The following is a 23,732-nucleotide window of genomic DNA, read 5'->3' as shown; positions in this document are numbered from 1 at the left end:
AGATTAAAGCTGAAAGGCGAATGCTAAAAGCCCCAAAAGGCGACTATGAAGATAAGCGACAGTTCGTTATGATCCTGTAAACCAATCAATGCAAATCCACTGTATCATCTTCGCTGATAAGCAACTCCAGCTTAACCGACTCGATGTTTTGGTCTGATTTTTTAAGGACCGTGATATTGTAACCATTGGATTCCTTTTGCTCGCCGACGTCCGGTATCTTGCCAAAGATATCACCTAACCAGCCGGATACGGTATCAAAGTCACCATCTTCCGGCAAATCATGCGGAAGATGTTCATTCACGTCATAAATCGGCGCCAGTGCATTCACAATGAACTCGCGATCGTTTACCCGTTCAACTATTGGCTTCTCTTCGTCGTATTCGTCCTGAATCTCGCCTACCAACTCTTCAACTATATCTTCAAGGGTCACCATACCTGCGGTACCGCCAAATTCATCAGACACAATCGCTATCTGTATGCGTTTTTGCTGCAGCTCAGCCATCAGGTCGTTAATTTTTTTTGTTTCCGGAACGAAGTAGGGTTTCCGGATAATATCGCGCAGCTGAAAATCCTGATTGCTGGCCAGTAAAGGCAGGATATCCTTTGCGTGAACGATGCCAATTATCTTGTCTATAACATCATCATAAACCGGCATTCGCGAGTAGCCTTCGGATATGATTGTCTGTACTAATTCGTCCTTAGGCGTACTTACATCAACACCTGATATTTTAGTACGCGGCACCATAATGTTTTTTACCACGCGCTCATTAAAATCAAACACATTTTGAATCAACTCATGTTCATTAGAGTCGAGCGCTCCGGTTTCCTTGCCCTGTTCAAGCAGGTATTGAAGCTCCTCGGAACTGTGGTGCGATTCACCCCCTTCCACCTGTTTGATCCCCATCAGGCGTAAGATTGCTGTAGCAAAATAATTTAAGATGGTTATGAGTGGCCTAAAAACCACAAAAAACACCTGCAATGGTGCTGAAACGGCAAGAGCGGTTCGCATTGATCGCTGTATTGCGATATTTTTGGGTGCAAGTTCACCGAAAATTATACTAATAAAAGTAATAAACACAAATGCAAGCACGTGGCTTATATTAACCAGTATGTTCGATGGATTATCATAGCCGAACCAGGTAAATATTTTAAGAACGACGTTTGTGAATACGCCCTCGCCAATAACACCCAGTGCCAATGATGCAATGGTTATACCCAATTGTGTTGCCGCCAGATAACCATCAAGGTTACCCATAATGCTTCGCGTAAGCTTAGCCATACGGCTGCCTGATTTTACCTTTAGCTCGATCTGCGACCCTCGCACCCGAACCATAGCAAATTCCGCGGCTACAAAAAAGCCGTTAAGCAGCACCAGGAAAAAGGTTAGGAATATATATAAACCGTTTATTTCTCGCCCGGGGTCCATATATTAATTATTGATAAACCGGAAAGGTACTTTTATACAGTTCCAGACTTTCTTTTATCACTTTATAGGCATAACGCTTGCCAAGTAAATGCTCAATAGTCACGTTTTTACCCTCCAGCTTCTTATAGTCTTTAAAGAAACGAACAATCTCTGTCATAGCATGCGGCGGCAATTCGGCCAGGTCGTTAATGTAATTAACCGACATATCGTTTTTTGCAACTGCAATAATCTTGTCATCCTGCTCGCCATTGTCAACCATGTGCATTACGCCTACCACCTTTGCCTCAATAATGGACATAGGGAATACATCGATCGAACATAAAACCAATATATCAAGCGGATCATGATCGTCGCAATAGGTTTGCGGAATAAATCCATAATTTGCAGGATACATTACCGAAGAAAACAACACACGGTCGAGTTTTAGCAGGCCTGACTCTTTATCGATTTCGTATTTGGCTTTTGAGCCTTTAGGGATTTCTATTATTGCGTTTACAATTTCAGGGGTATCGTCTCCGGGTGAAACCTGGTGCCAGGGATGTTGTGTGCTCATTTAATTCTCATTTAACTCTTTAACGCTTCGCTTGGAAACCATTTGCTTTATTAAAGCAATAACCAGCGGAATTGTTGTAATTATTATCAACCCGACAACGATATATTCCATGTAATCCTTTAGCTGAGGGTATCTGCGGCCAAGGAAGTAACCACTTAAGGTAAATGTACAAACCCAGGCAACGCAGCCGATAAGGTTATAAATCGTAAATTTTCTAAGGTCGACTTTAACAACTCCTGCAAAGATAGGTGCAAAAGTTCTAATTATTGGAAAAAATCTGCCTAATACCAGCGCCATGCCCCCATATTTTGTATAAAAAGCTTCAGCAAGCTTTACGTAACGCTGCTTAAAGAACAGCGAATTATTTTTGTTAAAGAGTTTAGGCCCCGTTCGGTAGCCAAACCAATAACCTGTATAATTACCCAGAACTCCCGATGCGACGAGTGATACAACTAATGTAAAAATAGACACATCAAGCTTCCCGCTCGAACACAACAGGCCTGAAAGAAATAAGAGGTAATCGCCGGGAAGGAAAAACCCAAAAAACAAACCGGTTTCAGCAAATACTACTACCAGCAAAAAGTAAAAACCTACGCTGATGATGTATTTGGCCTCAGTTAAATTATATAGGTGGTCCCAAAAGTTATCCATGCTGTACCTGTAAAACTACTAATATATTTGTGAATATGTAATACATCTGTTACCATTCTTATTATAAGAAGTACTTATCTTTTGTGAACTTTGATCTAACTTAAATTAATCACAGCAACAATAACTAATAAAACGGCCCAACTCTCAAATATTCGTTCTGAGCTACCTGTTTGTTCCTTCAAATCTAGTGCGGTATAAATGAAACGAAAGAAATTAAAAAAGAGTTAATAAATTTCCAACCGGTATAGTGCAGTTCACGCTGTTTAGCCCTTTCGGTGAGCCGCTAAACGAGCGTTTGGCGTTTATTAATAATAATGACCAGCTTAAATTAGATATTGACGCAAAGGAAAGCTACGCCGCAAGGCAAAAGGTGAACATAAAGCTTACCGTGAAAAACAAAAATTATAAAAAAATAACAGCAGGTAGCTTTTCGGTTGCGGTCACTGATGAAACCAAAGTGCCGGTAAATGAACCCGGTGAAAACACAATCCTATCCAATTTATTATTAACCTCCGAACTGAAAGGTGCTATAGAGCAACCAAATTATTACTTTACAAATGTTACTAAAAAAACCAATGCCGACCTTGATGTTTTAATGTTGACACAAGGCTACCGGCAATTCAGCTGGAAAAAAGTATTGACCGAAAGCCTGCCAACCACGGCTTTTAAACCCGAAAAAGCCCTGGAAGTATCGGGCAACGTTAAAACTGCCGGTGGTAGGCCTATTTCCGGTGCTAAAGTAACGTTATTCAGCAAGTCGGGCGGACCATTCTTAATGGATACATTGACCAATGCGAATGGAAAGTTTGTTTTTCCGAATTTAATTTTTGGAGATAGTGTAAAATTTGTAGTGCAAGCTAAAGTAACCAAAGGCCAGGATAATGTGGTACTTGACCTTGACAACATAATAAGTCCGCCGATAACATGCGAAAAAAGCTCAACCAGCGCTCTCAACTTTTTGACTGATACATCGATTTTTTTGACGAATGAGAGATTGTTTTACCAGGAACAAAAGAAATACGGGATTAATAAAAAAACATTGATGCTAAAAGAAGTCGTGGTAAAGGACAAGAAATTAACCAAGGAGCTGCAACAATCACAAAATTTAAACGGGAAAGGTAATGCCGACCAGGTCGTAACTGCCAAGGATTTGGAAACGCTGGCATGCGGGAAACTCTTAGATTGTTTGCAAGCCAAACTGACCGGTATTGTTTTTATAAAAAAACTCAACCAAACCATGATGTACGTTAGACGACTTGGTGGCATGGACATGACAAAATCTTCCATTCTCCCGGATCCAATGCAAATTGTGGTGGATGGAAATTTTGTAGATTATGACGTTGCTAATGATTTAGATCCAACCGATGTTGATGCCGTAGAGGTATTAATGGGCCCACACTCCAGCGCCATCTACGGCAGTCGTGGTGCTTCGGGAATGCTGATAGTAACAACCAAGCCAGGTCGAAAAGAAAAGAATTACTACCGGTACGCGCCTGGCGTAATAAGCTTTATGCCAAAAGGATTTTATAAAGCACGCGAATTTTACTCTCCCCGGTATGATAGCCCGAACCTAAATAAACAAATGATCGACTTGCGCAGTACAATTTTCTGGAACCCGGACATCAGGATTGATAAAAATGGAACAGCTTTATTTGACTATTTTAATGCAGATAGCAAAGGAACTTACCGAATAGTAATTGAGGGTATTGATGCAGATGGCAATTTAGGCAGGCAAGTGTATCGGTATAAGGTTGGAGATTAGAGATTGACGATCGGATATTAGAGAAGAGTAGATTGTAGCCGTGATATGGTATTATTGGTTGTGTCTTTGGTTGACAGATTACAAAAAGACATTTCCAAGTGTAGAGACGGACATTACTCCGTCTCTGCAAATATTGTTCTTAAAAAAACTTCGAAATAACTTCCGGATAAACTCCTATCAGAATTGTAGCCAGCGCAGAAAAGCCCAGCACTAGCTTGTAATAAACAGGTACTACCAACTCGGTACGTTCTGCATCGCGGAAGTACATCGCTACGATTACCCTGAAATAATAGAAGATGCTGATGATTGCATTTACCACTGCCAAAATAACCAACCATACCTGGTAATGCTTTAACGCTGTAGTGAACATGTAAAACTTACCAATAAAACCTGCGGTTAACGGGATACCGGCCAATGAAAGCATTGCGATGGTGACAACCAATGCCAGGAATGGGTTCTTTTTGCCCAGGCCATTGAAGCTTTCAAAACTGTCGCTGCCTGACTGCTGCTGTACTAAAATTAAAGCGCCAAATGCAATTATCGAGGCAATAGAATAAGCGGCCGCGTAAGTAAGCACCGAGCTTCCTGAACTTGCCCCCAAAGCCACGATAGCAAATAACAAGTAACCAGCATGTGATATACTCGAAAATGCCAGCATGCGCTTAAAGCTATGTTGGTATAATGCGGTTATGTTTCCAATAAATAATGTAGCGACAGTAATTGCCAGTAACACCGGCGCCCAGAAGTCGGAAAGCGGTGCAAAGCAGGCAGAGAATAAACGCAGGAACGCGGCAAAGCCAGCAGTTTTAACCACCGTGGACATAAAAGCCGTTATCAGTGTTGGTGAACCTTCGTACACGTCGGGAGTCCAGAAATGGAATGGCGCTGCGCCAACTTTAAAGCAAAGGCCAACGATGATCAGCAGCACGCCTGTATAAAACATAGGAGTAATATCGTTTGCGTGCGGATGATCCAATACCCAGTTGCTGATAGCCTCAAGACTAAATGAGCCCGTAGAGCCGTAGATTAAGGTGATACCCAACAGCAGGAAACCGGTGGAAAATGCCCCCATCAGGAAGTATTTTAACGCAGCTTCGTTTGAAGAAAAATCGCTTTTTTTAATACCCGCCAAAATATAAAGGCTTACAGACATGATTTCGATACCAATAAACAGCATGGTAAGGTTATAGAACGAAACCATAGCAATTATTCCTGCCAGCGAAAACAACATAATAGCATAATACTCGGCAACGTGCGTGCTTATTCTTTCGAAATAACCCCTTGACAGGAATATGATCAGAACAGTTGTTATGATGGTAATGGTTGAAAAAGCCACTGAAAAATTATCAAACAGCATCATGCCATGATAAATCGGCACGGCATTACTGTTCCACTGACCAATAGCACACCCTAATGCTGCTAACAGCCCGATAACCGTAACCGGCAACAAAGCTTTATGGGCCTTGTATAAACCTAAGTACAAAAGCAGGATAGGTAAAACCGATATGATAATTAAAGTATTCATTTATTTGAGTTGCGGGAATTTAGGGTACACTACATTAAACAGGTGAGTAACCGAAGCCTCAGATATATGAAGGATGGGCTGCGGGTAAATACCGATAATTATAATCAGGGCGCAAATAACAGAAAGTGCAATGGTTTCTGAGCCGCTGATGTCAATAAAGGTTATCGTAAGATCATTGGTAGGGCCATGCATTACTTTTTTGTACATACGCAGCATATAAACCGCACCAAATATCATCGTCAGGCCCGCAGCGGTAACCATCCAGATATTCCACTGAAATACGCTGCTTAGCAATAAGAACTCTCCTACGAAACCGTTGGTAAGGGGCAGGGCCACAGTGCCAAGCACGATAATTAAAAACGCAACCGCAAATTTGGGGGCTACTTTAGCTATACCACCCAAATCACTGAGCTGGCGGGTATTTAAACGCCTGCTGATTATATCCCAGATAAAGAACATTCCGACTACGTTGATCCCATGGCTTAGCATCTGTATCATGGCGCCTTGCAAACCTTCTATAGTAAATACAAATATACCGGCGGCAATTAAGCCAACGTGAGCAATAGACGAATAAGCCACTAAACGCTTACCATCATTTTGTTTAAACGCGATGATAGATGCGTACCCTATACCGATAACCGAAAGCATGATGGTCATGCTCTGCCAGTCGAAAAAGCCGAGCGGCGCATTCGGTATCATCCAGCGGATAACACCATAAACACCCATCTTCAGCATAATACCCGATAACATCATAGTACCGGCAGAAGGCGCTTCGGTGTACGTATCCGGCTGCCAGGTATGAAGCGGGAATACCGGCATCTTTATGGCAAAGGCCAGGAAAAACGCCCAGAATACAAACGCCTGATGATGCGCATCGAGGCTGAGTTTATAAAAATCGAACAGGTTATATGTGTTTGATGGCGACTGCAGGTACAGGTAAATTATAGCCAGCAGCATAAACAACGATCCTGAAAATGTATAAATGAAGAATTTCAGTGTTACCCGGATGCGGTTTTCTCCGCCCCACAAGGAGCAAATGAAGTATATTGGTATCAATGCAGCTTCCCATCCCACATAAAATAAAAAACCATCCAGCGCAGTAAATACCACTAACATACCTGCCTGCATAAATAATATCAGGGCATAAAATGCGCCTTCATTTTTATACTGATGTTTGTAGGTTGTTAATATGATCAACGGAACAAGTATCGTTGTAAGCAATACCAATATCATGCTGATGCCATCTATACCGGCGGTGAAATACACTCCCATTTTAGGTATCCATGGCATGTCAACTCTAAACTGGGTAGTTGCGTCAGGTACAAATTTAGATAAGAAGTATAAGGCTATTGCCAGCTCGGCAACGGAAAAAGTTAACGCCGCGTGCTTAGCCGTTCCGTTTTTAAACAGCAGGACTACCAGAGCAGCAATTACCGGCAAAAAAATTAAAATACTAACCGTCATTTTATGTTGTAAACGCTAATCGTTCTTTATGCTTTAGTTAAAATGTACATCAATATCGATATGATACCTATTACCATCATGAATATATAAAATCCTACGTTACCTGTTTGCAGCAGACGCAGACCCTTGCTGGTTTCCATGGTGCCCTTACCTAAGCCGTTAACAATACCATCAATACCCATGCGGTCGACTACCTTATAGAAAAAGTCAGACAATGCGTCGAGCGGCTTGCGTATAATAGCATCATACAGTTCATCGATATAAAACTTATGATAAGATATGTCAATCAATGCCGGGCGCTCCTCGCCATCCCGAACCGGCACATGCGAATTTTTAACGTATTTAACATAAGCGTAAAGAATAGCAATAAGCGCCGCACCGACAGATACACACATTAAAGTTATTTCTGTGGCTTTTGATAATTCAGGTGCTACCAGCAACGGTGCGGATTTTGCGAAAACCGGGGCGAGGAACTGGCCAAGTGCATGATGTCCGCCCAATACTTCCGGAACACCAATGAAGCCAGCGGCAATTGATAGCACTGCCAATACCGCTAAAGGAATAGTCATTGATGCTGGCGACTCATGCAGGTGGTGCTCCTGCTCATGTGTACCGCGAAATTTACCGTAAAAAGTAAGGTAAAGCATACGGAACATGTAAAAGGCCGTGAACATGGCGGTTACCACACCAATTATATACATAGGCGTGCTGTGCATAAAGGTGTGTGCCAAGATTTCGTCTTTAGAGAAGAAACCGGCAAATGGCGGTATGCCGGATATTGCCAGCGTACCAATAAGCATGGTTATAAAAGTAATTTTAAGCTTACCTTTTAAGCCCCCCATGTTGCGCATGTCCTGCTCGCCGCTTACTGCGTGGATTACAGAACCTGCACCAAGGAATAATAATGCCTTAAAGAAAGCGTGGGTTAAAACGTGGAAGAAAGCCCCCGTATAGGCACCTACACCCAAACCTAAAAACATATACCCCAACTGAGATACGGTTGAGTAGGCAAGGACCTTTTTAATATCAGTTTGTGTTAAAGCTATTAAAGCCGCGATCACGGCTGTAGTTAAACCGATAACAGCCACTATATGCATTGTAACCGGCGCTAATGTGAAGAGGATGTTGGAGCGGGCAATCATGTAGACGCCTGCAGTAACCATGGTTGCCGCGTGTATCAGCGCAGAAACCGGTGTTGGACCCGCCATCGCATCAGGTAACCATGTAAATAATGGCAACTGCGCCGATTTACCAACCGCTCCCACAAAAAGAAGGATAGTGATTAACGTAAAAGGAACGCCTGCAAATTCTTTGTTTGCTGCTTTTGGGAAGATGTCAGCAAATGCGGTGCTGCCAAAAAAGATGATCAGCAGAAATATACCAAGGATAAAACCAAGGTCGCCAATGCGGTTCATCACAAATGCCTTTTTAGCCGCATCTGCATAATCCGGATTGGTGTACCAGAAACCGATAAGCAGGTATGAGCAAAGCCCCACACCTTCCCAGCCAATAAACATTACCAGGTAGTTTGAGCCCATCACCAACAGCAACATAAAGAAGATAAACAGGTTGAGGTAAGCGAAGAATTTACCGAAGCCCGCGTCATCATGCATGTAACCTGCTGAATAAACATGGATTAAAAACCCCACACCTGTTATGATCAGCAGCATTATTGAACTAAGCTGATCGACCAGGAACGCGAAGGATACATGAACACTGCCGGCAGCAAACCAGTCGAACAGCTTCACATCAAAACCATGGCCCGCCGACTTCACCTCGAAAAATAAGCCTACGCTTATCGCAAATGAAACCATTACCATCAAGCTACCGATAAAGCCGATAACCCCTTTTGATAAGGTATTGCGGCCAATACCGTTAATGATAAAACCGGCCAACGGTAAAACAGGAATAAGCCAGATATATTTGTCCATTTATGCCCCCTAGCCCCCTAAAGGGGGAATTTTTTATTTTCTATTTCCTGAATCTGGGATAGAATTTTGTTATTATTATAATTTACTATTAATCGTCAGCCCCTTTCCTGCTTCCATTTAGGAAGCCGGGGCTTCACTTTTACCATTTCAACCTGTTCAGCACGTTAATGTCTATCGAGTTTGTGTTGCGATAAATCATCACGATAATGGCCAAACCAACAGCTACTTCGGCGGCCGCCAGGGCCATGATAAAAAAAACGAAAACCTGCCCGGTAGCGTCCCCGCGGTAAACAGAGAAAGCGGTAAGCAGCAGGTTAACCGAATTTAGCATCAGCTCAACCGACATAAATATTACGATGGCATTGCGGCGTATCAAAACCCCGATTACACCTATCGAAAAGATTATTGCACACAGCATGATGTAATGGTTCAACGGGATGCCGTGTATTGTTTTTGTTAGTGTTTCCATTATGCTGCTTTTGGGTCTTTAGTCGCCAGTAAAACAGCGCCTACCATTGCCGAAAGCAGCAATACCGACGAAATTTCAAATGGCAATAAAAATTCGTTGAACAATATTTTACCAAGATTTTTTACCAAACCGAGATCGTTGTTCTGCGTAACCACCGAATCTGACATTTTAAAGGCTTTAAGTGCAGCTACTATGGTTATTAAAAAGCATGCACCGCCTATAAATCCTGCAATTTTAACCAGGTTTGATTTGCGCGGCTCCGACTCCTTATTCAGGTTGATCAGCATCAGCGTATACAGGAAAAGGACGAGGATCGCTCCCATATATACTATAAAGTTAACTATCGCCAAAAACTGGGCGTTCATTAAAATATAGTGGATGGTGAACGTAAAAAAAGTTAGAATCAGGTACAGGATGCTATGTACGGGATTCCTGGCAGTGATAACCAGGATGGAGAAAAATATAGACAGAAATGCGATGAAGTAAAATGTACTCATGGTTTATATTTCAAAATACCTTTACCCCGTAAAAGAGCAGGGCAAAGGTATAAAACTTCTTTATTGATTTAAGGGAGCTTCTACTAATTTGTCTTTACCGTAAATAAAATCCTTCCTTAAATAGTCTGATGGTACGTGCGGGCCGTCTAGGTATATAGCCTCTTTAGGGCATGCTTCTTCACACAATCCGCAGAAAATGCAGCGTAACATATTGATCTCGTAAACGGCTGCATATTTTTCCTCGCGATACAAATGTTCCTCACCTTTCTGACGCTCTGCAGCTATCATAGTGATGGCTTCCGCCGGGCACGAAAGTGCACACAACCCGCAGGCGGTGCAGCGTTCTTTACCATTCTCATCGCGTTTAAGCGAGTGCATGCCGCGGAAGTTTTCCGAATACTCGCGTTTTTCTTCAGGATAGCTGATGGTAACCGGCTTTTTGAAAAAGTGCTTAATCGTAATACCTAAGCCCTTGGCAATAGCCGGCAGGTAAGCCCGCTCTAAAAAGTTAAGCGGCTTCGATTCAACTAATTTCTTTTTATTACTTAATGATTCCATTCTATCGATCCTTATTTAATAAACTGCATAACCACGCCTGTAATAATTATATTGGCGATCGCCAGCGGTATCAGCACTTTCCAGCCCAGGTCCATCAGCTGGTCGTAGCGGAAACGCGGAATAGTCCAGCGCACCCACATGAAAAAGAAGATGAACAAAAACACCTTACCAAACAAAAACACTGTACCTAAGATGGTAACCAGGTTTTGTGAGTGGATCAAGTCCATGAAGGGGAAGTTGTAACCGCCAAAGTATAGCGTAGCCATTACTGCCGACGACACAAACATGTTGATGTATTCGGCGAACAGGTAAAAGCCAAGTTTCATTGATGAGTATTCCGTGTGATAGCCGCCTACCAGCTCAGTTTCGCATTCAGGCAAGTCAAATGGCGAGCGGTTGGTTTCGGCAAACGCACATACCAAAAATATCAGGAAACCCAGCGGCTGACTAAAAACATTCCAGCTGAAATAATGACCGTTCCAGAAGCCATGCTGTTGTGCAGCAATGTGGCCGAGGCTTAATGTACCGGTAGTCATCAACAGGGCGATAATAGATAAGCCCATCGCAATTTCGTAGCTGATATTCTGTGATGCCGCACGGATTGCGCCTAACAACGAATATTTGTTATTTGACGCCCAGCCGCCTATCATAATTCCATAAACGCCCAGCGATACTACCCCGAAGATATACAGGATGCCTACATTGATGTCGGCTATCTGTAAGTCAAAGGTATAGCTGCCAATTGTTAACTTCTGCCCCCAGGGAATTACTGCGGAGCCGATACAAGCCGTCATGATAGCGAGCGAAGGGCCTGCTATAAACAAAAATGTATTAGCATTTGTCGGGATGATCTCTTCTTTCAGGAACATCTTGCCGCCATCTGCCAAAGGCTGTAAAATGCCCCATGGCCCCGCGCGGTTAGGGCCTACCCTGTCCTGCAAAAATGCTGCGATCTTACGCTCAGCATAGGTTGAATACATGGCAATAACCAGGCTGATAGCGAACACAATCACTACCAATACGATCTTAATTATAATTTCTGCAGTTCCCATTATAACCGTGTGTCCCTTTCAAATTGTTCTTTATTGGCTTCAATCAGTACCGGGTTGGTTTTAACAACCGGCAGCGGCACAAAATCGTAGTGATTTGCACTAATAACAGAGTTGTTAGCAATATGGCGCGGGCCATCTATCACCCAGTCCGAAGTTTTCTTTTTATCAAAGCGGCAGGTGTTGCAAATGAACTCCTCAACTTCGCCATATTGATCTTTTCGCGCTGTTACACGCAATACGTCTTCGCCTTTATACCAGAGAGTAACCTTACCATTGCACTTTTCATGGTCGCAATCGCGGTGAGCGTCTACAGGTTTGGTGAACCATACACGGTTCTTAAAGCGGAAAGTTTTGTCAGTCAAAGCGCCTACCGGGCAAACGTCAATTACGTTTCCGGAGAAGTCGTTATCAACAGCTGCATGAATATACGTTGATATTTCAGAATGGTCGCCGCGATTAAGGATACCATGTATGCGGTGGTCTGTTATCTGGTCGGCAGTAAACACGCAGCGGTAACAAAGTATGCAGCGCGTCATGTGCAACTGTATTTTATCACCGATATCAATCTTCTCAAATGTACGGCGGTCAAACTCGTAGCGGGTTTTGGCGGCGCCATGTTCGAAGCCAAGATTCTGCAGGTCGCACTCGCCGGCCTGGTCGCAAATCGGGCAATCCAGCGGGTGGTTCAGCAGTAGTATCTCCACTATCCCTTTACGCGCCTCTATTACCTCAGGTGAGGTAATATTCTGCACTTCCATTCCATCCATCACTGTGGTACGGCACGATGCTACTAACTTCGGCATAGGGCGGGGATCTTTTTCAGAGCCCTTACTCACCTTTACCAAACAGGTACGGCATTTACCGCCGCTACCTTCCAGCTTCGAGTAATAGCACATAGCAGGCGGAACAATGTCACCACCTATCTGCCTTGCGGCATTCAGTATGGTTGTTCCTGGTTCTACGTCAATGGCAATGCCATCTATTGTTACTTTCATTTTAATTAAAAAGTCAAAAGCCATTGGGAAAATCAAAAGCAAAAAGCCAGAATTAAAAAATCAAAACCCGATGGAGCTGAGCAGCATCGCGTTCTTCTTAATTTTTAGTTTTTACTTTTAAATTTTAAAGCCCTTTACTTTTGAAGATTAATAATTATCGAAGCAATGATCTTTGACAATTCATCAGCTTCGCTTATAAATTTATTTATTTCATCTGTGCTGACACCTGTATTTAGAGTATCTCTAATCAGTCACAGCCAGTATTTTGTTTCATTAGCCGACTTTAAGGCTGTATTGTAAAAGTTCTTAAAGTCTTTAACCAGCTTCCCGCCTTTGCCTCTGCTATATTCGCCCCTATCAACGTTCCGCTTCTTAGTACCTGGTCAAAAATTGAAAAGCAGATCCTTTCATATGTAGCTTCTTTTACGAATTGAACTGTTTCTTTCGAAAATTGATAACATCTAGGTTTAACACCGAAAGGCTTGTCACCCAATTACTATCAGCTTTCTATTTTTGAATTTTTACTTTTTAATTTTTATTATCCATTACGCTACCGTCTCTTCCTTCTTGGGTAACGGATCAGCATAATGCGCTAACCCGTAATTACGGGTTTGGGCTTCTGCACCGTGCGTAACATGCCATTCAAATTCATCCCTGAAGTGGCGAATCGCACTGGCCACCGGCCATGCTGCTGCGTCACCCAACGGACAGATCGTATTTCCTTCTATTTTCTTCGATACGTCAACCAGCAAATCCATGTCGCTCATTTTGCCATGACCATGCTCTAAACGGTGCAATACCTTTTCCATCCATCCTGTACCTTCGCGGCATGGCGAGCACTGACCGCAACTTTCGTGATGATAGAAACGGGTAAAGTTCCAGGTGTTGCGCACAATGCACTGATCTTCGTCATAAGCTATAAATCCGCCTGAACCCATCATCGTACCGCTTACAAAGCCACCGTCGGCTAATGATTCATAGCTCATCAGGCGGGCGTCGCCGTTAACGGTTTTCATAAACAGGTTAGCCGGTAAGATCGGTACCGACGAACCGCCTGCAACAACCGCTTTCAGGCGTTTTCCATTGGCTATACCGCCACAGTATTCGTCGCTGTATAAAAATTCTTCAACCGGCAAACCCAGGTCAATTTCGTAAACGCCCGGTTTCTTCAGGTTACCACCTGCTGATATCAGCTTGGTACCTGTACTGCGGCCGATGCCGATTTTAGCATATTCTTCTCCGCCGTCGTTTATAATAGGAACTACAGCAGCTATCGATTCAACGTTGTTCACCACCGTAGGGCAGCCATATAAACCAGCAATAGCCGGGAATGGCGGTTTGATACGCGGGTTACCACGTTTGCCTTCCAGCGACTCCAGCAAAGCAGTTTCTTCGCCACAGATATAAGCGCCGCCGCCCGGCTGCACATACAGTTCAAGGTCGTAACCGGTGCCTAAAATATTTTTACCGAGAAAGCCTGCATTTTTTGCTTCGGCGATGGCTTTTTCAAGGATGCGTATCTGCGGCATCATCTCGCCGCGAACGTAGATATAAGAAACCTTTGCACCCAAAGCGAAACTTGACACGATCATGCCCTCAATCAGGGCATGAGGAATGTAAGTCATCAGGTAGCGGTCTTTAAAAGTACCCGGCTCCGACTCGTCAGCGTTGCAAACCAGGTAACGGGCAACACCTTCGGGCTTGGCCAAAAAACTCCATTTCATACCGGTTGGGAAACCGGCCCCGCCGCGGCCCCGCAAACCCGATTTTTTGACTTCTTCAACTATTTCCTCAGGGGTCATAGTTTTTAAAGCCTTTTCAACCGAGCGATAGCCGCCTTTCTGGCGGTAAACGTCAAAGGTATTAATACCTGGTACGTTAATATGCTCCAACAATAATTTGCGTCCCATTAGTTATTACCCTTTGCTTTTAAATCAGCAATTAGCTTATCAACGGATTCGTTGGTTAAATTCTCGTAAAAAGTATATTCAGGTCCTATCTGCAATACCGGGCCATACCCGCAGGCTGCCAGGCATTCAACACCGCGCCAGCTAAACAGGCCATCCGGCGTAACTTCGCCTTCCTTCACGCCAAGTTTCTGCTCAATGTGATCCATTATTTTTTCGGCGCCTACTATACCACAAGGCCCGGTTCGGCATACTTCCAGCACATATTTGCCCTGGGGGCGCATAAAATACATGGTATAAAAAGTAGCAACCTCATACACCTCAATATCTTGTATCTTCAGGTAGTCAGCAACTTTATCCATGGCAGGTACGCTCAACCAACCGTATTCAGCCTGCACCAGGTGCAGGATAGGTAACAGGGCCGACTTTTGCTTACCTTCGGGATAACGGCTAACTATCTCGTCAAATTTAGCTACCAGTTCCGGCGAAAAATTAACCGGAGTTTGCTGTTGTTCATCAACTCTAAGCATCTAATTCTCCGGCTATAATATTTAAACTACTCATGTTAATAATCGCGTCAGACAATAACATCCCGCGGCTCATTGGCGCATACATCTGGTAATTGATGAAGCTCGGCCGGCGGAAGTGCAGGCGGTATGGCGCCCGTCCGCCATCGTTCACCAGGTAGAAACCCAGCTCGCCGTTAGCGCCTTCTACAGAATGATAAACTTCGGTAACCGGTGTATCGATCTCGCCCATCACAATTTTAAAGTGATAAATAAGCGCTTCCATGTTATTGTAAACCTCCTCTTTTGGAGGCAGGTAGAATTCAGGAACATCAGCATGGAAAATGTGGGAAGGTTCTTTCTCCAGCTTAACCAAAGCCTGCTCAATCAGGCGAATGCTCTGCCACATTTCCTCGTTACGCACCAGGAAACGGTTGTAAACGTCGCCGTTGGTACCAACAGGTACGTCGAAATCAAAATCTTCGTATGACGAGTATGGGTTCATCGCCCGTACATCGTAATCTACACCCGCAGCGCGCAGCAGCGGGCCGCTCCAGCTATAGCTTAAAGCGTCCTCAGCTGTTACAGCGGCAACATCTTTGGTACGATCAATGAATATACGGTTGCGATTAAATAGTGCTTCAAACTCTTTTAATGCTACCGGAAAGTCTTTTAAGAATTTGCGCAGCTTAGCGAAAGCGATAGTATTGAAGTTACGCTCAAAACCGCCGATACGGCCAATGTTCGTTGTTAAACGCGAACCGCAAATCTCTTCGTATATTTCATAAATAGATTCACGGTGTTCCATCATGTAAAGGAATCCCGTGAAAGCGCCGGTATCAACACCCAATACACCATTGCAGATGATGTGGTCGCTGATGCGGGCCAGTTCCATAATGATGATACGCAGGTAGTCAACGCGCTTTGGTGTTTGTATGCCCAACAGTTTCTCTACCGTCATGTGCCAGCCCATGTTGTTAATGGGCGACGAGCAGTAGTTCAGCCTGTCGGTAAGCGGGGTGATCTGGTAAAATGGCCTGTGCTCAGCAATTTTTTCGAAGGCACGGTGTATATAACCAATGGTTGATACACCGCTCACGATCCTCTCGCCGTCCAGCTGGAGCACATTCTGGAACACGCCATGTGTTGCCGGGTGCGTTGGCCCCAGGTTAAGGGTTGAATATTCGCTTTGCGGGTCGTTATCTATAAATACAGGATGATTCTGCATAGCTGTTATCTTCCAAAAAAGTAATCTTTCTTATCAACGCGGTTAGGATCTTCCAGCGGATACTCCCTGCGCATTGGGAAAGCGGTCATATCGTCAACATTCAATATCCTGCGTAAATCAGGATGGCCGTCAAATATCACCCCGAATAAATCGTAGGTCTCGCGTTCCATCCAGTTGGCGCCATTCCAAAGTGTAGTAGCAGTTGGGATGTGTGTATCACCGTCCGCCAAAAATACTTTGATACGCACGCGCACGTTATTCACCAAACTGTGCAGGTGATAAATAACGCCTATCGGCTTTTCTGTCTCCGGGTAATGGATGGCGGTAATATCAGTCAGATAGATAAACTGCAAAACCGGGTCGTTCTTTAACCAGGTTAATATGTCTATAATATGCTCACGTCCCGTTTCGAGCGTAAGCAGCCCAAAAGGCTCTCCGGTCGAAGTAAGCTGACCTGGAAACTGGGCGTCAATCTTACTTAAAAGTTCTTCGTTTGATATTTTGCCCATTATTGTATTCCGTATGAAGCTAAAAGTTTCTGGTATTTTGGTTCGCTCCTGCGGCGCAGCGACTCAGTTTTTACCAATTGCTGTATCTGCATAAAACCATCGATAATTGCCTCGGGGCGCGGAGGGCAGCCGGGAACGTAAACGTCAACCGGTATTACCTCGTCAATCCCCTGCAAAACAGAATAAGTATCGAAAATTCCACCGCTCGACGCGCATGCGCCAACGGCCATTACCCATCTTGGTTCGGCCATTTGCAGGTAAACCTGCCTTAAAACCGGACCCATCTTTTTTGATATTGTGCCCATTACCATCAGCAGGTCGGCCTGGCGCGGCGAAAAGCTCAAGCGCTCGGCGCCAAAACGGGAAAGGTCATAATGCGAAGCCATGGTAGCCATAAACTCTATACCGCAGCATGATGTTGCGAACGGCAAAGGCCACATTGAATTTGCGCGTGCTATACCTATTGCTTTGTCGAGCGAAGTAGCAAAGAAACCTGCACCTTCTACGCCTGCGGGGGCATCAACTAATTGAATATCACTCATAATGTATATGATACAAAACTCACTCCTAATGAGTCGGAAGCCTTTAGAAAGCCAACCGGAAATGTAACTTTTACAAATTTCCGGCCAAGAATAAAGGCGTTTATAGTTAGCCTATAAAACAATACAAATTTACAATATTTTATAATGTATAAAGTACACTGTGCAACAAGGCGGATATATTTAGAATTATTCTTAATAAGTCACAGGGTTCTGGAAATTGAAAGTCCGGAAGTGATATTCTGCATATTCATTGAACTGTTTCGAGAGCTTAGTTGTGATCTTTAAGACCCCAGCCCTTTCCCGTCATCCGGACTTACTAACTGCCAGACTCTGGACGAAAAACTAATCCCAATCCAGCGCCTTTTTCTTAATTACATAGATAAAGCCCAGTAACAGTGTGCCCATAAAGATAAACATCTCTATCATGCCGCTGCTGCCGGCTGCTGTAAATTCTTTATAGTTTACCGCCCAGGGATACATGAATATTACCTCAACGTCGAACAATACGAAAAGGATAGCCACCAGGAAATATTTGATGGAGATAGGGGTACGTGCATTACCGATAACCTCGATACCCGACTCAAACGGGGTCAGCTTGTCTTTGGTAACCCTTTTTGGACCGATTTTGTGGGTAACAAACATAGTAGTAACCACAAAACCTAAGGCCACGACCATTTGAAAAATGATAGGCAAATAATTAACGGGTAAACTTTGTACTTCCATGGTGCAAATATACAAACGGGATGATAATAAAAAAGCCTCCCGAAAAATCGGGAGGCCTTCCTTTATTTAAATTTATTATTTACTCTTAGCTCCGGCGGCAGCCTTACCCTTAGTTTGGAAGTAATAAACTACTTGCGGGTTATTAGGGTCAAGATCTTTGGCCTTATTGAAATAATCCAGCGCTTTAGCGTGGTCATTGTCTTTATACTCGGCGTAGTTACCAAGATAAGCGTAAGCCGCAGCTACACCTTCCTTATCCTTGTCAGCTACAGTGCCGCTTGCCGTAGTGATCTGAATGTATTGTTCATAAAGCGGTTTTGCCAAACCTTTAAAAGCCTTGGGATCATTGCGATCACCGTCTTCAAAGTCTTTCACCTGGGCATGCATAGAAACAACAGCTGCGATTGGCTTCGACACCTTACGTTCAACATAGGCAAACGCAGAATCGGCTTTTATCAAGTAAGTCGAGTCTGGTTTTGGGGCATTCTTATCCTTTTGGGCAGCAACGTATTGTTGCTTGTAAGCTTCGAACCAGCTGTAGCCTTCTTTATAATGGTCTTGCAACTGAGCCGAACGAGATCTTTGTCCATAAAAATTATAGGCTTTTGCAGCATCTGCGTACTTTCTTTGCTGATACAAGGCACCCGCAATTTCACCATACAGGTCTACTTGCGTAGTGTCAAGCGTCAATGCAGTGCGCAGGTTCTGGATACCTAAAGAATCTTTCTTCTCTGCTAATTGCGTCTTCCCAAGATATAGGTAATCGGCTGGGATCAAACGCTTTTTGTCCGCCTCATTTATCCATTTAGTCAAAGCAGTTTCAGCAGCAGGATAGTCTTTATTCTCATAGGCAGCATATCCTAAATAACGATATACCCTTAAGTTGCTTTTTTGTGAGGAAGAAAGGTCTGTTGCAACCTTTTGCAGTGTCGTGAAGTCTTTTGCCCTGAATACAAAGTCAGCATAACGCATTTGCGACTCAGGAGAATAATCAGTGAGGCTGATATATTTCTTATAATTGTCAGCCGCCTGTTTTACTTTCGCCTGGTAGGTGGTGGGATCCTTGGGAGCCTGGCGCAAGTTAGTTTCAGCCCATTCGCGGTAAGCAGGGCCATAGTTAGGGTCAATAGCCAAGGCCTTTTTAAATTCATCTTCGGATGCGTCGAAATTTTCTGCATAACGCCATAATACGCCGATAGCAACATCAGCTGCAGCAAGCTTAGGGTCGATAGCCAAGGCATTGCTGTACTGTGTATAAGCGTCAGTGCTTTTTAACTGTGAGCGGTATGCATCACCCATCGCTACCAATATCTCAGCATCTTTCTTATCAACAGCTGCACCTTTTTGCAAAACAGCTAATGCGGCATCTGCGTCGGCTGCGGAAATTTTCGAGCCGTTAACGCCGACACTGCTGCCTTCAACTGGTAAAAGGTAGCTTAATCCAATATACAGGTAAGGCTTGCTGTCTTTCTTCGGTGTTGCAGCAATGGCCTGGTTAAATTCGTTGGTAGCGGTCGCATTGTCTTTTTCAATATGGGCAACTGCTCCTAAACCTACCATATTTAATGCCGACTTAGGGTTCACTGCCAGGCCTTTGTTGAAAAAGGTCTTCGCTGAATCGGCGTCATCCTGCTTCAAATACACCCAGCCAAGGTAAAAGTAATTTTCATCCTTATCGGCCTGTGTGGTGGTAAGGTTTTTAAGCATCGACTTCGCTTTCTGGTACTGCTCGGCATCAATGGCTTTTTTAGCGTCTGCGAGGCTTTGTGCAAAGGCCTGCGATCCTAAAACCATCAAACCCAGCCCTGCTCCGGCTATCCTACTAATCATTTTCATTTTGAGTTCCTTGTTTTTTAACGGTGAGATTTAACGAACAACTAAGATATAAATATCTGTACGCTAAGCCTCCCCGGGTTCACAATTTATTTTAGTTATATAGTTTATAGTTTCTGCATTACTGTTCTAAGTAATACATGTTTAGTTTAAAAGATAATGTTGCAATTGCAATATTATTGCAATGATATTAATTTTTCGACTAAAATAACAGGTACAAGTTTAAACAAGTTTGTTACAAAGCAAATAATCGTGACATATTGATGATAGAGCGGATAAGCCAGAAGCCGGAAGAATTAAGTCAAAAAGATAAAGACTTAAAACTACTGACTTAAGACTAATGACCATTTACTGTATCACTTTTCTGATAATATTAACTTCCCTGCCCGGGATAGCAAAAGGCAGCAAACCCGATTTCAATATGATGCGTTGCCCCCTGTCACCTGCAACAAACGCCGCAAACTCCATCCCTATGCCCATCTTGCCGGTAAAGTTTAAAATATACAGGCTTCGGGTAAGAGGGTATTGTTTCAGCGCCAGGGTTTCCTGCGATGGTGAATAATAAGCGCCGGACGGATTTTTTACATCATCTTTTACCGACATTATCTTTACCCTGTTAACCGCATCTTCATAATCCTTTTCCGGGTCGTTCAGCCAGCTGAACCCGGTAATGCCAATGGCATTGGGGTGCCCGCTCACGTATTTGATGACCTCTTTATTAGACTTAAGCGAATAAATATTTTTTTGTTTCAGATTACTTCCTGAAAATTCTTTAAGGTAACGTACCAAACCGGAGTTAGGGTTATCAAAAACGATATCTTTATCGGTTTTAGTATTCCCGTTAAGCATTTTTTTTATTTCACTAACAGTAATTGCAGTGTCCTTTGAAGCCTGGTTAACAATCAATGTTACTGCGTCAATTGCAAAACAATTAACTATTGGCTTTATATTTTTCGATTGCAGAACTTTGTTCTCTTCTGCATTCATTTCACGTGCAAGAATGAGCACCCTTACACTATCAGAAAAGAGCATATTTACCGCATTATTTTCGGGCGCATAAATAACTCTCGGGTGGCTTTTTTTGTAAGTATCCTTGTAGACGTAGAGTTCCTGTTCAATGATAGGCTTAAAAGATTCATCCACCACAAATATTGAAGCGCGGTCGGCGTTTGGTGCCTTTTCAGCCTTTTGTTTACAGCTGCCCAACGCACCAAGTATCAGTGTACCTGTACAAAAAAGCTTAAAACTAAATTTCATCCGGTCTCTTTTTTAACAAACGTGAAAAACGCAATATTCCGTAGATCACCAATATTGCACCAAAACCGATACGCTGCATTTTGGAAAAGTTTGGCAGCATAGCGTCCCAAAAAATAACCATCCCGGCCAGCGTCATTACGCAAACAAATCCCAATACGCCTAAAATAAGCAAAAACCGCCTTGCGGGCGATTTTTGCTCTCGATTATAAAATGACATCGAATATTAATTATTCAGCAAGTGCAAAGTTGATCGGCACGCTGTATGCAACACGAACCGGGCGGCCGTTTTGAATACCTGGCTTCCACTTCGGAGACGACTTCAAAACACGTACTGCTTCTTCGTCGCAACCATCACCAATACCACGCGACACTTTAATATCGGTTAATGATCCATCGCGTTCGCAAACGAAACTTACAATAACCTTACCTTGTGTGCCGTTTTCACGGGCTACAGCGGGGTAACGTATGTTCTTGCTCAGGTAAGCGTAAAATTTCTCGATACCACCTGGAAAAGAAGGAACCTGCTCAACCGAGGTAAAGATCTTATTAGGGTCTTCTTCAGTAGCCTTTACATCCGAAGTACCTACCGGCTCATCAATAACCACGTCGGCATTTTTGTCGCCTTTCAGGTTTTTCTGGCCCGGGTCAGCTACTTTCAGCTCTTCTACTGTAGGTGGTTTTTCCTTCACCTCAACGTCGGGCTTTACAACCGGCGGCGGGAATTTTACCTGGTCAACCTTCGGTTTTGGCGGCTCAGGCGGAGGTGGCGGAGGTGGTTTTTTCAGGTCCACAGGCGGTGGCGAAAGAACCACATTGGTTATTTTAATTTTTTCCTTTCCTTTCGGAATGAAACCAGAAATCATATCCATGATTGTATTTGCAGAAATTGCTAAAACAAATACGATTACACCTATTATAAGAGCTTTACGTGTGTTCTTGTCGTTGCTCTTTCTTAGTTCGTAAGCGCCATATGCTTTGTTGCGATCTGTAAAAACAACATCAATCCAATGCTGGTTTAATATGTCTAACTTTGATCCAAACATTTTTTTTGGCTTTAATATTAATTAACGTTCAAGTAATTCAAATATTACTACAACAGTCCCTGGTCTTTTAATGCCTTTTCTTCAATAGGCAAAATCTTCACAATCGCGTATGATTTGATATTGGTGATGCTCATTTCGTCAAGAGCCGAAACCAAATTCTCATAGGTCGATTTGTCGCTCGGCTTTATCAAAACGATCATAAAGTTATCCGGTCCCGCATGGGTAGACGCAACCTGATTTCCATTTTCAATTAAAGCTTTGCGTAAACCATTCGGGCCGTAGCCATCTACGGTGGGCGCCGATTTACCGGGCTCGCCCATATACCATTCCAGCTTATTATGCGCGCCAAGCAAGATCGTCATGGTTCTTGTTGCTGCAACAGGTAGCTGGCTGGTTTTTACGGAGTTGTCCGGCATGGCCAAATTCATCGCCTTTGGCTTGTTTAGCGTAGTGGTAAACATGAAGAAGGTGATCAACAAGAAAGCCAGATCCACCATCGCTGTCAAGTCAACGCGTGTTGATGCTTTTTTACTTCTTATCTTCCCGCCTTTATGCTTACCCCCGCCGGAGGTATCTAATTCTGCCATCTCTTTATTTTTTTGCTTGTTTTCTAAGCGTTGTGATTAAATCAAACTTAAATAATTTCTGGTGGCCCAATACAGTTATCACCGTATTCACTACCGGGTATTCCTGCAGCCTGTCGCCTTTTATTGCAATGCTGTAATCCTTACCATGCAACGCCCGGTCAGCCTTACGGGCATTAAGTATCCAGTTAGACAACTCATTATTATTCGTAGTGTCGGCAGGTATACCTGTTTGCTGAAACTTCGCTACGTCATTGGTAGGCGTGTTCAGAAATGACTTCATTTGGTTCATCGGAACGCCAAATAATTCTGTATTTGCAAACCTGTTCTGTTCTGCAGGGGTAAAATCTACGTGATAAATCTCGCCCATTGTTTTCAGCGTCTCAACGCGAACGTCATTACCGCTGAATGACAGAAATATAGGGTTTGTTTTGTTAACGGTTTGCTTACCGATTGCTATAGTCAAAATGTTATCGTCAGGCACCTGAATTTCTTTGGATGAAGCCGGAACCTCAGCCTTAGAAGGGTCATCCACCTTTGGTTTTGCCGTTAATATGAAAAAGGTAAGCAACAGGAAAGCCACATCACACATGGCTGTCATATCTATCGCCGTACTTTTCCTGGCAACTTTTACTCTGGGCATAATTTTTTATTTTTAATGTAAGTGTATAAATGGATTATACTATCCCTGGTTATGTAAACTATGTCAATTTACAT

25 protein-coding genes are annotated in these 23,732 nt (G+C 43.4%); 1 reads left to right on the top strand and 24 read right to left on the bottom strand.

Going from position 1 to position 23,732, the window contains the following annotated elements; translation table 11 throughout:
* Positions 1–85 precede the first annotated feature (85 nt).
* The 3 genes from Q3W13_RS01950 to Q3W13_RS01940 are packed head-to-tail and all read right to left on the bottom strand — an operon-like array spanning position 86 to position 2,630.
* Positions 86–1,426, bottom strand: a complete 1,341-nt coding sequence (locus tag Q3W13_RS01950; RefSeq protein WP_302860912.1) for a hemolysin family protein — start codon at positions 1,424–1,426, stop codon at positions 86–88.
* 7 nt (positions 1,427–1,433) lie between these two features.
* Positions 1,434–1,979: an inorganic diphosphatase gene (locus Q3W13_RS01945; protein WP_302860911.1), complete on the bottom strand. Its 546-nt coding sequence runs from the start codon at positions 1,977–1,979 to the stop codon at positions 1,434–1,436.
* Positions 1,980–2,630 (bottom strand): DedA family protein, encoded by a 651-nt coding sequence (locus Q3W13_RS01940; protein ID WP_302860909.1) that lies wholly within the window; start codon positions 2,628–2,630, stop codon positions 1,980–1,982. It lies immediately after the preceding gene.
* Between the two features lie 247 nt (positions 2,631–2,877).
* Between Q3W13_RS01940 and Q3W13_RS01935 the strand changes: the two genes are divergently transcribed.
* Positions 2,878–4,392, top strand: a complete 1,515-nt coding sequence (locus Q3W13_RS01935; protein WP_302860907.1) for a carboxypeptidase regulatory-like domain-containing protein — start codon at positions 2,878–2,880, stop codon at positions 4,390–4,392.
* Positions 4,393–4,531: 139 nt separating this feature from the next.
* Here the strand turns inward: Q3W13_RS01935 and Q3W13_RS01930 are convergent, their stop codons facing one another.
* From Q3W13_RS01930 to Q3W13_RS01835, 21 genes are all read right to left on the bottom strand, one after another.
* Positions 4,532–5,917: an NADH-quinone oxidoreductase subunit N gene (locus tag Q3W13_RS01930; RefSeq protein ID WP_302860905.1), complete on the bottom strand. Its 1,386-nt coding sequence runs from the start codon at positions 5,915–5,917 to the stop codon at positions 4,532–4,534.
* Positions 5,918–7,381, bottom strand: coding sequence for a NuoM family protein (locus Q3W13_RS01925; RefSeq protein WP_302860904.1), 1,464 nt, complete (start codon positions 7,379–7,381; stop codon positions 5,918–5,920).
* 26 nt (positions 7,382–7,407) lie between these two features.
* A complete protein-coding gene (nuoL, locus tag Q3W13_RS01920) occupies positions 7,408–9,312 on the bottom strand; it encodes an NADH-quinone oxidoreductase subunit L (RefSeq protein ID WP_302860903.1) in 1,905 nt (634 codons plus the stop codon).
* 139 nt (positions 9,313–9,451) lie between these two features.
* Positions 9,452–9,781, bottom strand: coding sequence for an NADH-quinone oxidoreductase subunit NuoK (nuoK, locus tag Q3W13_RS01915; protein WP_302860901.1), 330 nt, complete (start codon positions 9,779–9,781; stop codon positions 9,452–9,454).
* Positions 9,781–10,278 (bottom strand): NADH-quinone oxidoreductase subunit J, encoded by a 498-nt coding sequence (locus tag Q3W13_RS01910; protein ID WP_302860899.1) that lies wholly within the window; start codon positions 10,276–10,278, stop codon positions 9,781–9,783. Before Q3W13_RS01910 ends, nuoK begins: the two co-directional genes overlap by 1 nt.
* 60 nt (positions 10,279–10,338) lie before the next feature.
* Positions 10,339–10,836: an NADH-quinone oxidoreductase subunit I gene (locus tag Q3W13_RS01905; RefSeq protein WP_302860897.1), complete on the bottom strand. Its 498-nt coding sequence runs from the start codon at positions 10,834–10,836 to the stop codon at positions 10,339–10,341.
* An 11-nt stretch (positions 10,837–10,847) separates the two neighbouring features.
* On the bottom strand, positions 10,848–11,888 hold the full coding sequence (nuoH, locus tag Q3W13_RS01900; RefSeq protein WP_302860895.1) for an NADH-quinone oxidoreductase subunit NuoH: 1,041 nt from the start codon (positions 11,886–11,888) through the stop codon (positions 10,848–10,850).
* Entirely contained in the window at positions 11,888–12,907 is a 1,020-nt protein-coding gene (locus Q3W13_RS01895; RefSeq protein WP_302860894.1) for a 2Fe-2S iron-sulfur cluster-binding protein, read from the bottom strand. The genes nuoH and Q3W13_RS01895 overlap by 1 nt, the downstream gene beginning before the upstream one ends.
* Before the next feature lie 259 nt (positions 12,908–13,166).
* Complete coding sequence (locus Q3W13_RS25185; protein ID WP_368077613.1) at positions 13,167–13,376, bottom strand: four helix bundle protein; 210 nt, start codon at positions 13,374–13,376, stop codon at positions 13,167–13,169.
* A 52-nt stretch (positions 13,377–13,428) separates the two neighbouring features.
* The gene (gene nuoF, locus Q3W13_RS01890; RefSeq protein WP_302860892.1) at positions 13,429–14,793 is read right to left on the bottom strand and encodes an NADH-quinone oxidoreductase subunit NuoF; all 1,365 of its coding nucleotides are present in this window, start codon (positions 14,791–14,793) and stop codon (positions 13,429–13,431) included.
* Entirely contained in the window at positions 14,793–15,320 is a 528-nt protein-coding gene (gene nuoE, locus Q3W13_RS01885; RefSeq protein WP_302860890.1) for an NAD(P)H-dependent oxidoreductase subunit E, read from the bottom strand. The genes nuoF and nuoE overlap by 1 nt, the downstream gene beginning before the upstream one ends.
* Positions 15,313–16,524, bottom strand: coding sequence for an NADH-quinone oxidoreductase subunit D (locus Q3W13_RS01880; RefSeq protein ID WP_302860888.1), 1,212 nt, complete (start codon positions 16,522–16,524; stop codon positions 15,313–15,315). The genes nuoE and Q3W13_RS01880 overlap by 8 nt, the downstream gene beginning before the upstream one ends.
* A gap of 5 nt (positions 16,525–16,529) precedes the next feature.
* Positions 16,530–17,033: an NADH-quinone oxidoreductase subunit C gene (locus tag Q3W13_RS01875; RefSeq protein ID WP_302860886.1), complete on the bottom strand. Its 504-nt coding sequence runs from the start codon at positions 17,031–17,033 to the stop codon at positions 16,530–16,532.
* Positions 17,033–17,575 (bottom strand): NADH-quinone oxidoreductase subunit B, encoded by a 543-nt coding sequence (locus Q3W13_RS01870; protein ID WP_302860885.1) that lies wholly within the window; start codon positions 17,573–17,575, stop codon positions 17,033–17,035. The genes Q3W13_RS01875 and Q3W13_RS01870 overlap by 1 nt, the downstream gene beginning before the upstream one ends.
* A 342-nt stretch (positions 17,576–17,917) precedes the next feature.
* Positions 17,918–18,298, bottom strand: coding sequence for an NADH-quinone oxidoreductase subunit A (locus Q3W13_RS01865; protein WP_302860883.1), 381 nt, complete (start codon positions 18,296–18,298; stop codon positions 17,918–17,920).
* Positions 18,299–18,373: 75 nt separating this feature from the next.
* Complete coding sequence (locus Q3W13_RS01860; RefSeq protein ID WP_302860882.1) at positions 18,374–20,134, bottom strand: tetratricopeptide repeat protein; 1,761 nt, start codon at positions 20,132–20,134, stop codon at positions 18,374–18,376.
* A gap of 345 nt (positions 20,135–20,479) precedes the next feature.
* On the bottom strand, positions 20,480–21,388 hold the full coding sequence (locus Q3W13_RS01855; protein WP_302860880.1) for a PstS family phosphate ABC transporter substrate-binding protein: 909 nt from the start codon (positions 21,386–21,388) through the stop codon (positions 20,480–20,482).
* Complete coding sequence (locus Q3W13_RS01850; RefSeq protein WP_302860878.1) at positions 21,378–21,605, bottom strand: hypothetical protein; 228 nt, start codon at positions 21,603–21,605, stop codon at positions 21,378–21,380. The genes Q3W13_RS01855 and Q3W13_RS01850 overlap by 11 nt, the downstream gene beginning before the upstream one ends.
* A gap of 10 nt (positions 21,606–21,615) precedes the next feature.
* Entirely contained in the window at positions 21,616–22,431 is an 816-nt protein-coding gene (locus tag Q3W13_RS01845) for an energy transducer TonB (protein ID WP_302860876.1), read from the bottom strand.
* A 47-nt stretch (positions 22,432–22,478) separates the two neighbouring features.
* Positions 22,479–23,018, bottom strand: a complete 540-nt coding sequence (locus tag Q3W13_RS01840; RefSeq protein ID WP_302860875.1) for a biopolymer transporter ExbD — start codon at positions 23,016–23,018, stop codon at positions 22,479–22,481.
* Between the two features lie 4 nt (positions 23,019–23,022).
* Positions 23,023–23,658 carry a biopolymer transporter ExbD gene (locus Q3W13_RS01835; protein WP_302860873.1) on the bottom strand — a complete coding sequence of 212 codons (636 nt, stop codon included), beginning with the start codon at positions 23,656–23,658 and terminating at the stop codon, positions 23,023–23,025.
* Positions 23,659–23,732: the final 74 nt, after the last annotated feature.

It is taken from the genome of Mucilaginibacter sp. L3T2-6, assembly GCF_030519355.1.
Lineage (GTDB): Bacteria > Bacteroidota > Bacteroidia > Sphingobacteriales > Sphingobacteriaceae > Mucilaginibacter.
Note: the sequence above shows the minus strand (reverse complement) of the source record. Positions and strands in the feature narration are given on the sequence as shown.